Annotated in this window: 10 protein-coding genes; 4 read left to right on the top strand and 6 right to left on the bottom strand. The window is 39.7% G+C overall.

All coding sequences use genetic code 11. The features are described from left to right. Positions 1 to 146 precede the first annotated feature (146 nt). The gene (locus I7804_RS10975) at positions 147 to 488 is read left to right on the top strand and encodes a hypothetical protein (protein WP_248403440.1); all 342 of its coding nucleotides are present in this window, start codon (positions 147 to 149) and stop codon (positions 486 to 488) included. Between the two features lie 100 nt (positions 489 to 588). Here I7804_RS10975 and I7804_RS10970 read toward each other — a convergent pair whose 3' ends face one another. The 5 genes from I7804_RS10970 to I7804_RS10950 form a co-directional block, all read right to left on the bottom strand. After that, positions 589 to 1,341 carry an amino acid ABC transporter ATP-binding protein gene (locus tag I7804_RS10970; protein ID WP_248403438.1) on the bottom strand — a complete coding sequence of 251 codons (753 nt, stop codon included), beginning with the start codon at positions 1,339 to 1,341 and terminating at the stop codon, positions 589 to 591. Positions 1,342 to 1,353: 12 nt separating this feature from the next. Further along, entirely contained in the window at positions 1,354 to 2,028 is a 675-nt protein-coding gene (locus I7804_RS10965) for an amino acid ABC transporter permease (protein ID WP_248403436.1), read from the bottom strand. A gap of 95 nt (positions 2,029 to 2,123) precedes the next feature. Continuing rightward, a complete protein-coding gene (locus I7804_RS10960) occupies positions 2,124 to 2,981 on the bottom strand; it encodes an amino acid ABC transporter substrate-binding protein (protein WP_248403435.1) in 858 nt (285 codons plus the stop codon). A gap of 722 nt (positions 2,982 to 3,703) precedes the next feature. Next, on the bottom strand, positions 3,704 to 5,230 hold the full coding sequence (gene preA, locus I7804_RS10955; RefSeq protein WP_248403433.1) for an NAD-dependent dihydropyrimidine dehydrogenase subunit PreA: 1,527 nt from the start codon (positions 5,228 to 5,230) through the stop codon (positions 3,704 to 3,706). A gap of 224 nt (positions 5,231 to 5,454) precedes the next feature. Beyond that, the gene (locus I7804_RS10950; protein ID WP_248403432.1) at positions 5,455 to 6,270 is read right to left on the bottom strand and encodes a nitroreductase family protein; all 816 of its coding nucleotides are present in this window, start codon (positions 6,268 to 6,270) and stop codon (positions 5,455 to 5,457) included. 475 nt (positions 6,271 to 6,745) lie between these two features. Between I7804_RS10950 and I7804_RS10945 the strand changes: the two genes are divergently transcribed. Both I7804_RS10945 and I7804_RS10940 read left to right on the top strand, forming a co-directional pair. Further along, positions 6,746 to 8,749 carry a methyl-accepting chemotaxis protein gene (locus tag I7804_RS10945; RefSeq protein ID WP_248403430.1) on the top strand — a complete coding sequence of 668 codons (2,004 nt, stop codon included), beginning with the start codon at positions 6,746 to 6,748 and terminating at the stop codon, positions 8,747 to 8,749. 89 nt (positions 8,750 to 8,838) lie between these two features. After that, positions 8,839 to 9,033 (top strand): (2Fe-2S)-binding protein, encoded by a 195-nt coding sequence (locus I7804_RS10940; RefSeq protein ID WP_248403428.1) that lies wholly within the window; start codon positions 8,839 to 8,841, stop codon positions 9,031 to 9,033. Between the two features lie 144 nt (positions 9,034 to 9,177). On the opposite strand, the gene I7804_RS10935 is transcribed toward I7804_RS10940, so the two are convergent. Next, positions 9,178 to 10,533, bottom strand: a complete 1,356-nt coding sequence (locus I7804_RS10935; RefSeq protein ID WP_248403427.1) for a sodium-dependent transporter — start codon at positions 10,531 to 10,533, stop codon at positions 9,178 to 9,180. A gap of 448 nt (positions 10,534 to 10,981) precedes the next feature. Here I7804_RS10935 and I7804_RS10930 point away from each other — a divergent pair, with 448 nt between their 5' ends. Next, positions 10,982 to 12,565 (top strand): glucose-6-phosphate isomerase, encoded by a 1,584-nt coding sequence (locus I7804_RS10930; RefSeq protein ID WP_248403425.1) that lies wholly within the window; start codon positions 10,982 to 10,984, stop codon positions 12,563 to 12,565. The last annotated feature ends 58 nt before the right edge of the window (positions 12,566 to 12,623 follow it).

The following is a 12,623-nucleotide window of genomic DNA, read 5'->3' as shown; positions in this document are numbered from 1 at the left end:
TTTTTGATCATAAGATGTTTAATATAACTAAAATATAAACTCATAATCCCCATTAATCGCCGCATCTGCTTGAAACTGGCAACTTGTCAGTATTTTCCTATGATGTTATCATTAGGTTAACACACAAGGTAGTTTATAAGCTTACTATGAATCACGCTAAGGTACAGGAGAAGGTAGGTGATATTATGGGTGGAAAGGTATTGGATTTACCTGAGATAAGACTCTTCCACGAAGCTAAGAATCTTGGACTCGCTGAAGGCGAAGAAGAGAGAAAAAAGCTTGCTGATGAAAATGAGAAGCTATCCGATGAAAATGAAAAGCTTTCTGATGAAAAAGAAAAGCTTGCTAATAAAAATGAGAAGCTCTCCAATGAAAATGAAAAGCTTTCTGATGAAAAAGAAAAGCTTGCTAATAAAAATGAGAAGCTCTCCAATGAGATTGAATTGCTCCGAAAAGAGCTTGAACGATTGAAGAATAATAACAAGTAAATGTCAAAAAACTCCCGGTACAATGTCTATCATTATACCGGGAGCTTTTTGACAATTTGATTCATTTTGTCACTAACAATATTTTCTTTGACTCTTCGACTTATATTATGTACTCAAGCTTATCTGCAAAGTGCCCCAAAAACTTAATTGCTCTTGGATCTTTTGGGTTCTTAAGGACTTCTCTTGCACTACCCTCTTCAACTATGATGCCGTCTGCTATAAGTATCACTCTGTCGGCAACATCCAGTGCGAACTCAAGTTCGTGAGTTACTATAACCGAGGTTATCCTCTGCTTGGATATCTCTTTTATGATGCCGAGTATTCCTTGAACTCTTTCGGGATCCAACGCACTTGTAGGTTCATCGAATAGTATCACGTCTGGTTTTAGTGCTAAGGCTCTGGCGATGCCTACTCTTTGCTGCTGGCCTCCTGACAACTGGGCAGGATAATGGTCTTTCCATTCTGTAAGGCCTACTTTTTCCAGTTGCTTCAAAGCTTCTTCTGTTGCATCCTTCTTGCTGTAGCCTTTTCCTTTTATAAGTGGAAGGGTGATATTCTGGATGGCAGTTTTGTTCTCATAGAGACTGAAGTTCTGGAATACCATTGCAGTGCTTTTTCTTATATTTGATATATCCTGTTTGGAAAGTGCAGCATAGTCATAGGTCTTACCTGCAAGTGTAAGGCTTCCGCTATCAGGTTTTTCCAGAAGGTTGATGCATCTTAAGGTTGTTGACTTACCGGATCCGGAAGGCCCGATTATAGCCACAGTTTCGCCCTTATTAACATCAAAGCTTATATCATTAAGTATTACCTTGTCTCCAAAAGACTTGTTAAGATTTCTGACTTTGAGCATGAGTTAACCTCTCTAGTTCGCCTCTACTGCGTGAACATTTAATTTACTTTCAACATATTTCTGCAGATATGTCAGCGCTGTACTGAATATGAGATATACGACTGCAACCTCTATATACAGAGCCAGCGGCTCATAAGTAACTGCAACGATTCTCTGGGTCGCCATGAACATCTCCGTGATAGTTATGTTGGCAGCAAGGGAAGTGTCCTTGACCAGTGATATAAATGTATTGAAAAGTGCCGGTACGCAGTTCTTGATAGCCTGCGGTAATACTATGTGATACATTGCCTGCCCCAGTGATAATCCGCATGCTACTGCTCCTTCTGTCTGACTTTTTGGAATTGACAGTATCGAACCTCTTATGGTCTCTGATGCATAAGCTCCAACGTTTAAGGAAAATGCGATGATAGCTGACGGGAATGCATCCAGCCTTACTCCTACGTTTGGAAGTCCATAAAATATTATGAACAGCTGCACCAGCATAGGGGTTCCACGAAATACCCATACGTAGAATCTGAATATCTCAGACAATACCTTGATCTTCATAGCTCTCGTAACAGCTACGATGATTGCTATCACCATCCCTATAGCAAAAGACAATAAAGTTAGAGGAATAGTATAGGTTATACCCGGAAGGAGTATTTTAGGTATTGAGTTTATTATTATATCCCACAGTCTTGAATTCATTGGTTAATCCTAACATTGCCTTATTTCATTAATCGTATTATCAGTAGCTAACACTTTATCTTGTATTACATTAAATACTATTTTTATAGAATACATTATTTTTCTATAGTGATGTCTTCACCAAAATACTTAACTGACAGTTCTGCAAGTGTGCCATCTGCTCGAAGCTCCTCAAGTGCCTTATTGATAGCTTCCTGAAGGGCTGTATCCTCTTGTCTTATAAGGATAGCTGACTGAGTGGAATCCTGTGATGTAGCTACGATTTTGACATTGGCATCAGGCTGATTGGCTTTAAAATCAAGGAATGTAACATTGTCATTAACTGTAGCATCTGCTCTTCCTTGGATCACAAGCTGGATAGACTCGCTGAATCCGCTTGTAGAAACGATATTGCCGCCATAGCTCTGCGCAACTTCTGCCCAGTTACTTGTAACAGTTAGCGCAACGTCCTTGCCATCAAGGTCTTCGAAACTGCTTATATCTTCGTTATCTCCACTTACGATAACTGCTCCGTATACATATGTGTATGGTGTAGAAAAAAGATACTTCTCCTGTCTTTCTGGTGTTATACTAACCTGATTGGCTATAGCATCATATTTCTGAGCATCAAGACCTGCGATTATGCCATCCCACTGAGTTTCAGTAAATCTTGCTTCTACGCCAAGTTTCTCTGCAACCTTCTGTGCTACCTCAACATCAAAACCTACAAGATTATTGTCATCATCATGATAAGAATATGGTGCATAAGTTCCTTCTGTTGCAAATGTAATATATCCCTGCTCTAAGATCTTGTCATATGTTGTAGACTGACCATCTGATGTATCCTGATTATCTGCTGATGAGTTTTGAGTATTGGCAGATTCGTTCTGCGATTGGGCTGCCTTGCTTGAGCATGATGTAAGCCCTCCGATTCCAAGTGCTGCAATTAGTAATAGCGATGTTAATCTCTTCATAATATTTTCCTCCTGCTTTTGTATCTGATTGACTTGATAGCTATCATAATTCTTATTTCCTACTTATTCAATAGGATTTGTTATAATTAATTCCTATAACCGGTTCTAGCAAAAACGATACCCCCTACTAAGTCCTAAATCTATGAATAGCTTTAACCAGCTACAAATTTCAGCCCCGCACTACGTACTTCTTTGCTTATGCCCTACGAGTCATAATATTGCATATAAAAAAGCCACTAACGCAGTTTCCTACATTAGTAGCTTTCCTATATTAAGAGCAATACGTCTTAAGTTTATTTATGTTCCGAAATAACATTGCCTTGTATTTTATCCGGCAAAACATAAGTTCTCGAACAGATCATTCATCTCAGTTCCATTAATACTTCTAGGATATGAGGTAGAGCTGAATGTAAATCGCACGATACTGCCATCCTCTAACTTACAGTCAATGAACTTATCACCATCTGTGCGATAAGGTATGACTACAGTTCCTGTAGCAACCGTTGTTTTATCAGTTACTGCTCCGTTTTCATCGACTATTTCTGCATCTATATCTGCTTTGGTCTTTATATCAGCTCCTTCGAAGCTGCATACCCAGCTGATTGTCTGGAAGTCTCCGCAGAATGTCGGAAGTCCGTCATCTCCAACCTTGTACTTGCCATAAATTCATATTCGATTTCGAGCAAGCTCGAATCGAAATGACTTTTAACACTTATGTCATATTATTTTGTACGCACTACTCTCTTACTCTGACTTATCGCTCCTACAGGACACACCAGTGAGCATAGCTGACAGCCAACGCACTTGCCACCGTTTAGTCTCACACTCCGGTTCTCTTCCGAATATACAAGTGCCTGATGACCTCCATCACGGCAGCTTATATAGCATCTTCCGCAGCCGATGCACTTATCCTGATCTATTATCGGAAAAACAATTGTGTCTCTTTCCACTTCGTCATTTTCTTTGATTGAGTCTGTCGCAGCGCCTATAAGCTGACTTACAGATGTATAGCCGCGCTGTGCCATATATATCTTAAGTCCTGATATAAGATCATCAATGATGCGATAGCCGTATTCCATTACAGCTGTTGTAACCTGAAGACTACCTGCTCCAAGCAGGATAAACTCCAGACCGTCGCGCCAGGTCTCTATTCCGCCCATTCCGCTTATATGATGCCCCTTGATTTCAGGACATGTCGCCATCTCTGATATAAATCGAAGTGCTATAGGTTTAACAGCTACTCCTGAATATCCGCCAAGCATGGAACTTCCATGGACTGCCGGCAGAGCTACCAGCGTGTCTATATTTACTCCTGTGATAGATTTTATAGTATTGATAGCAGCGATACCATTGGCGCCGCCTCTTATAGCAGCTATGGCAGGTACTCTCATATCAGTAATATTGGGAGTCATCTTGGCAAGAATAGGCAAGTGCGTTCCTCTTCTTGTGGCTCTTGTATATCTTTCCACAGTATCAGGATCCTGACCCACATCAGAGCCTGTCCCCTTGGCTTCCATATTAGGACATGAGAAGTTGCACTCGATCACATCAGCTCCTGCATCAGTACATTTTCTTGCAAGATATTCCCATTCCTCTTCGTCCCTACCCATAATGGATGCAATTATAACTTTATCAGGGAACTTCTCCTTAAGCTTTTTAAATACTTCCATGTTCTCTTCTACGCTATGATCAGAGAGCTGCTCTATGTTCTTAAATCCATAGAACTTGCCTGTTGCTGTCTTTACAGCAGAAAACCTGGGAGAAGCTTCATGTATATCCATCATGCAGACAGTCTTAAAAGCAGCGCCTGCCCAGCCCATCTCAAAAGCTCTTTCACACATTTCATAGTTGCTGGCTACTACTGATGATGACAAAAGGAAGGGATTTTCAAGCTTCACGCCGCATATATCCGTCGATATGTCTACACTATCAAGAGCTTTAAGTCCTCCAATTTCTGAAAGATTTTCTAATTTCTTCTTTTCATCCTGAAGACCTTTTAATATAAGTGGGATATCAACCTTCCTGGGACAGGAATAGATAAGCTCGCGAGAGTCTCTTTCGGAATAATCATCCGGAAGAAGGCTTGCTGCAAGAATTGCATTATCAAAATACATTGCTCGTATGATCCTGGCAATGTCTATTTTTTTAGTATAGTCTCTACTATTTTCTCCTATACCACAAGACTTAGAGCAGGGAGCATCATGACACAAACTGCATTTGGCGATTTCACTTTTGATCCTGTAATCCATATACGAACCTCCGTATATAAACATAGACTATCTGGTGACTGGCTTTCTCTGTAGTTTTTTCTGTATTTTTTCTGTAGTTTCTCTATAATGTCTCCACAATTTTCTGCTATATCTTTCGGCAAAAAACACAACAATCCTCACAATATATCGTAGCATATAATGTGAGGATTATATAGAGAGTTATATTTTCTTGATATGTTTGGCAAGTGCAAAGTTTCAGTTAGTTACTCTTCTACTACAACGCTTGCGATATACTCTGTATCTTCAGGGCATGCTATAGCCGGATCATTAAGTACAAGCTTTGAATCTACTCCGTGGTCCTTTAGACTTGTCATAAAGTGACAGATTGCAATTCCAAGGTCTATCTTCTGAAGGTCTCCTGTACTTGGATTTATATATCCTTTGTCTTTTTTCTCATAGAAATGATATATATTGCCCTGTCTTACTATTCTCCATGGCTGCTTGTTAACAGCTGACGGAGCCCATCTGACATGTTCAAGTGCAAGTCTTACTTCATCACTTGTTTCTCCCATAGCTTTATCGAACTCGTCCTGGAAGAAGAGTTTTGATGCATCCTTTCTGGAATCGGCCTTGATACCTGTTCTCATGAGATTCTCCTTGATGGATCTCTTATCTGCAGGAATACCGATTGGTGTCACACAGGGCATCATCTCACCATCTTTAAGACCAGCTGCCTGCTCGAATATCTCTCTTTTCATGGTTCCGCCTATCATGACAGTACCTATTCCAAGAGCCTTGGCACACAGCATCATAAGTTCAAATGAATATCCATATGCTTCTTCAGCATGCTCTATCTTTGGAACAGTGGCTATAACATACGCCTCTTCGCCTGCTATTACCGGACTTGAAAGTCCATTAGCATCCTTATCAAATATTTCGAACTTAACAGGAATATCATAAGGATTCTTTATATCCTTGATGAATTCTTTAAAAGTGCTTAGTTTATCAGAATCTATCTTCTGATTTGCATTAAATGTTCTTACACTCTTTCTTTCAAGCATGTACTGGGATAATTTCATGATTTTTGTCGCCTTTCTTTATCATTAGGTATTTTTACTATTTGGAAATCTTTATGTTAATGATCATTCAAAGCCTGTTCTTTTCTGACTTTGGCACGTTATATTTTGCACAATTCATTTTATCATACAAGCCATTATTATTTATATATATATTTGAAAAAATTTAATTAAAAAAGAATAAAACAAAGAGATGATAAAAAATTTACCGAAATGATTTATATATTGTCTAGCCTTGTAAAGGCTTGAGGGATGTTGATCTGCCCAAGTGAAAATTTTGAATCGTTTTATTAATACTGTTAATATTTTACGCGTATTAATGTTGGATTCTTGCGGACCGATATAGATAAAGATGATCTCACTTTATATATCTTTTGTGAGTAAAAAACGACTACTATTCATATTGGTGGATCTCAAAGCACCAGTCAAGTTCAAGAATGAAACATGTTCAAGTTTTTCATATCCAGGAGGATATCATATGAAAACAAAGAAACGTGGTAGTATTAAAACCCAGCTGATTGTTACTATGCTACTTCTAAGCAGCATTCCTCTTCTGATCGCAATAGTTATCAGCTCCTTGTCTTCCATCAACATGGCAACCGATAATCAGGAGACTATTGCTACTGAAAAATCCAAAGTCATCTCATCAGACATAGAAACTTTAATTGCTCAGAACCAGGCTATGCTTAGGACTGTCGCATCATCATCGGATGTAATACAGTTTCTGGAAGATCCAACCAATGAAGCTGTTAAAAAAAACGCATCCTATACTATGAAAACTGCAGATGCCAATGTTAACGATGGCAACTACATAAGACTTGTCGACAATACCGGGCAGCAGATCTTCAGAAGTGATGATGGCGAGCTAATCACTGTAGATACAAGAGAATACTTCACTCAAGCAATGGCCGGCAATGAATATGTATCTGAAGTTATTGAAAGCAAGACATCAGGCGCCTTTATCATAGTTCTGTCTGTTCCTGTTAAGAATGCTTCCGGACAGGTTATCGGTATCATCCATAGGAACTATGATCTTCTTTTCCTTGAAGATATTCTCAGTAAAACTGCTGATGATATCACTGTAATCAATATTGTGGACCGTGAAGGATTCCTTATAGAAGGTTCGACTACTGATGTATCTGTAGAAACAGGTAGACCTGACTACAGTAGTTCTGCACTTGTTAAAAAAGCTCTTGCAGGAGAGACAGGATGCAGCATTTCTGATTATACAGGTCATAAATCTATCGTAGCATATACCAGAAATGATCTAACCGGATGGGGTATCATTACTGAAGTTGATTATCAGGGAGCTATGAGAGCTTCGTATATCACTATCAATCTGATAATCGGTTTTGGAGCTGTAATTCTTATTATAGCAGCTATCCTTGGATATAATATCGCCAAATCTTTTGCTGTGCCTATTGCAGCAACAAGTGCTCTTGCCGGTGAACTTGCAGGTGGCAATCTTGCAGCAGACGATGTTAAGGTCAAGTCCAACAATGAGATTGCTGAAATGGCCGATGCCGTTAACGATATGAGATCAAGACTCAGCGATGTCATGAAGAGTACCAAAGCATCTTCCAAAGATGTTGATAATGAGAGTATCAGCCTTTCAGATTCTGCATCTCAGGCTTCCGAAGCAGCAAGCCAGGTATCTCATGCTATCGATGAGATATCAAGAGGCGCAGTATCCCAGGCAGAAAGCGTTCAGACCGCTGCCGGCAATGCTACATCCATTGGAGATGATATAGACATCATCTCCGGCAACGTAGAACAGCTCAACGAGTACTCTTCAGACATGAGAGATTCCTGCAACAAGGCAATGGATACTCTCAGTCAGCTTATAAAGCAAAGCGAAGAAGTTACCCAGTCCGTTAAAGATATAGGCGAGACAATCGAATCCACCAACACTTCTGCCAAGCAAATCTCTGAATTCACGGAAGCCATATCAAGTATTGCATCCCAGACCAATCTCTTGTCCCTCAACGCTTCTATCGAAGCTGCAAGAGCAGGTGATGCCGGTAAAGGATTTGCAGTTGTTGCTCAAGAGATCTCCTCCCTTGCAGAAGAAAGTAATAAGTCTGCCAATATGATCAAAGAGATCGTTGATACACTGCTTCAGAATTCTGCGCAGTCTGTTGATGTAATGGTCAAACTCAACGAGAACTTTGGCAAGCAGTCTGAGCAGCTTTCTACTACTAAGGAAAACATGGAATCCATGGTAGACAGTGTATCTAATGTTGCTCAGAGCTCCAACCAAATTGCTGAGAAGGTTGATTCTCTTAACGCTGCCAAGAACGAGCTCACACATATTATTACAGATCTGTCAGCTATATCAGAAGAAAATGCTGCTTCGACTCAGGAGACCAACGCCTCTATGGAAGAGCTAAACGCTACATTCCAGCTTATCAGCGATTCTGCTAAAAAGCTTCAAAATCTCGCTGAATCTCTTGGACAGAATATCAGCTACTTCCAGGTATGATGTTATGATATACTTATCCTGCTTTTCTATATCATAGAAAAATGTGTTAGATATTGAACTGTGCTACTAAAAAGGATAAATAAAACGCTATGAATGTTAATAAAGAAGCTTGTACCTGCAAGAATATCAAATATAAAGATATCATAGATCTGGTATTGTCCGGCGTGACAAATGTAAATGACGTACAGGATAAGCTCCGATACGGAACCGGCTGCGGCAAATGCGTTGAATTCATTGAATTTTTGATAAGTGATGTCGCGGCTCACCCGGATAATTACAAGTAAGCAGATCAAAAAGCTTCGCACTTATCAAACATACGATCAATCAAACAAAGATCCTGTAAGCGGCTAGTATAGCTGCCTACAGGATCTTACTACTTCATGATATATAATATCAAAATAGAATATATATTACTTTACTCAAATCTTTTATAAAATACCGTTCAGGAAAATGATTATTATCAGTATAGGAAGTACTATTCTGAAGTAGTGTTTGAGGAATGTCGGCATCTTAATGCCCTCTCCTGTATTAACCTCTTCCTGATACTTCTCAAATCCCCATCCCCACTTAGTAACACAGAATATAAGGAATATAAGCGCTCCTAAAGGAAGGAAGATATTACTAACCATAAAGTCCTCAGAATCAAGGATATCCTTGGTTCCTATGATCGTCACATCCTTAAGAAGGTTATATCCAAGAGCACATGGTGTGCAGGTTATAAGAAGAATGATATAGTTTATAAGTGAAGATTTCTTCCTTGACCAACCAAAATTATCAATTCCTACTGCAATAATGTTCTCAAATACAGCGATAACTGTTGAAAAGCTTGCAAATGTCATGAATACGAAGAACAGAGTCCCCCATATCCTTCCCAAATTCATATGAATGAATATCTCTGGAAGTGTTATAAAAATAAGCGAAGGTCCTGCTGTTGTCTCGATACCATATGAGAAGCATGCAGGGAATATGATAAGTCCTGCAAGTATAGCTATAAGTGTATCAAGGGCGCTTATCCTTACTGCTTCTCCCACAAGTCCCTTGTCCTTGTGCATATAGCTTCCGAATATCTCCATGGAAGCTGCTCCCAGCGATAAAGTAAAAAAGCTCTGGTTCATAGCTGCTGTTATAACTTTAGCAAGTCCCACTTCTTCAACAGAAGAAAGAGATGGCAAAAGATAGAACTTGATACCCTCTGAAGCTCCTTTAAGCATAGTACTGTTAACCGCCAGAATGATGATAAGTACTATAAGCGCTATCATCATGAATTTAGTAATATTCTCAATTCCCTTCTGAAGACCTATCGCACAAACCAAAATACCGCATGTAACAGTCAAAAACATAAAGATCATGCTCTGCTTCGGTGATGCCAGCATCTCATCAAATATTGAAGCAACTGAAAGCTCTGTACCTACTCCATCAAAAGTACCTGTAGCGAACTTGATCATATAGTTGATCATCCAGCCTGATACCGTTGTGTAATACATCATAAGCATTAGGTTAGCTATAAAGCAGATCCAGCCATGTATATGCCATTTTGATCCTTTAGGTTCCAGCGCTTTATATGCCTGTACAGCACTTTTTCTACTTGCTCTTCCTACTGCAAGCTCCATAGTAAGGATCGGAACACCCATAATAAGAAGGAACAACAGGTAAAAAAGAACAAATATTCCGCCACCATTCTGTCCTGTAATATAAGGGAATTTCCATACATTACCGATTCCAATTGCGCATCCTGCGCTGACAAGGATAAATCCAAGCCTTGATTTAAAATTCTCTCTCTCCATAATAATCCCCGATTTTGCCCTATCTAAAAATATTATTATCTGCTATAAAATTATTTGCGACCTGCGCCATGCGTTTATAACAGACAAAAACTTATAAATAGTAGATTATCAGTTTATCTTTTAACGCTTTGACGCTTTTATGCATTGAATCGTGCAGACATAAATTTGATTATATCATAATATTTTAATTTGTGTATTAATATTTACAAAAAAACTTGATCTTAAATTTGAATTTATGTTCAAAAAAACGTTTTCCACATTTTTTGCTCCAACATATATCATTTATTGCTATTTATGTATTATAATGTTAGAGGATTGTGATCCATGAATTTTATATATAAATCCAGTATGCTTACTCTTATACTCTTGATCAGATTCGCAGAAAAGACATCTGCCAAAATATAATCAAGTAAGCAGACTATCCCAATCAAAGAAAGAGGTAAACCTAATGATCAACTGGAAAAATTCAGACGAACTTAAGTCATTTAACGATCTTTTTGCACTCAAAGATCAGGTGAAACTTGCAGAGGTTATGGAAGGCGCAAATGGCGCAGAAAGAGTTAAGAAATACTCTGTTCCTATGTCAAGCGGACTGTCCTACAACTATGCTGCCAAGCAGGTAGATGATACTGTACTTGCTGCTCTTTCAAAATTTGCAGAAGAAGCTCAGCTCATAGAGAAATTTGAAGCTCTCTACAACGGCGAAGTTATCAATACAGGTGAGAAGAGACTTGTCCTCCACCAACTCACACGCGGACAGCTTGGCTCAGACGTTGTTGCAGAAGGTGTTAATAAGAGAGATTTCTATGTAGAACAGCAGAATAAGATCGCTGATTTCGCCAACAAGGTACACAATGGTGAGATCACTAACGAAAAGGGTGAGAAGTTCACAACAGCTGTTCAGATCGGTATCGGCGGAAGTGACCTTGGTCCTCGTGCTATGTACCTTGCTCTCGAGAACTGGGCTAAGTCCAATGGCAAGTTCTTCATGGATGCAAAGTTCATCAGCAATGTAGATCCTGACGATGCTACAGCTGTTCTTAATAGTGTTGATGTATCTCGTTCTATCTTCATCCTTGTGTCCAAGTCAGGTACTACTCTTGAGACACTTACCAACGAAGCTTTCGTTAAGGATGCTCTTAAAAAAGCAGGTCTTGATGCTTCCAAGCACATGATCGCAGTTACCAGCGAGACATCTCCACTTGCAAAGTCCAGTGACTACCTTGCTGCATTCTTCATGGATGATTATATCGGTGGTCGTTACTCTTCTACATCTGCTGTAGGCGGAGCTGTTCTGTCTCTTGCATTTGGTCCTGACGTATTTGCAAGATTCCTTGACGGCGCTGCTGCTGAAGACAAGAACGCTACCAATAAAGAACTCACTAAGAACCCTGCTATGCTTGATGCCCTTATCGGTGTATATGAGCGTAACGTTCTTGGCTACGAGTCAACAGCAGTTCTTCCTTACTCACAGGCTCTCTCTCGCTTCCCTGCTCATCTCCAGCAGCTTGATATGGAGTCCAATGGTAAGAGCGTTAACCGTTTTGGTGAAAAGGTTAATTATGTAACAGGACCTGTTATCTTCGGCGAACCTGGAACAAATGGACAGCACTCATTCTATCAGCTCCTTCACCAGGGAACTAATATCATTCCTCTTCAGTTCATAGGCTTCAAGAACAACCAGACAGGCAATGATGTAGATATTCAGGGCAGCACCAGCCAGCAGAAGCTCTGCGCTAATGTAGCTGCACAGATCATGGCATTTGCTTGTGGCAAAAAAGACGAGAATGCCAACAAGAACTTTGAAGGCGGACGTCCTTCAAGCATCATCGTAGGCGACAAGCTCACTCCTGAAGTACTGGGTGCTCTTCTTGCTCACTTTGAAAACAAGGTTATGTTCCAGGGATTTGCATGGAACCTTAACAGCTTCGATCAGGAAGGCGTTCAGCTTGGTAAGACTCTTGCTAAGAAAGTTCTTGCAGGTGATACTCAGGACGCTCTTAAAGCTTACAGCGAACTTCTTGAGATCTGATAATAATCCAGGATTCATTCTTCTATGCACGATTAATGAATATAAGCTGCAGCATAAC

The sequence above is a fragment of the Butyrivibrio fibrisolvens genome, from assembly GCF_023206215.1.
Classification (GTDB): domain Bacteria; phylum Bacillota; class Clostridia; order Lachnospirales; family Lachnospiraceae; genus Butyrivibrio; species Butyrivibrio fibrisolvens_C.
This window is presented reverse-complemented; position numbering and strand designations above follow the sequence as displayed.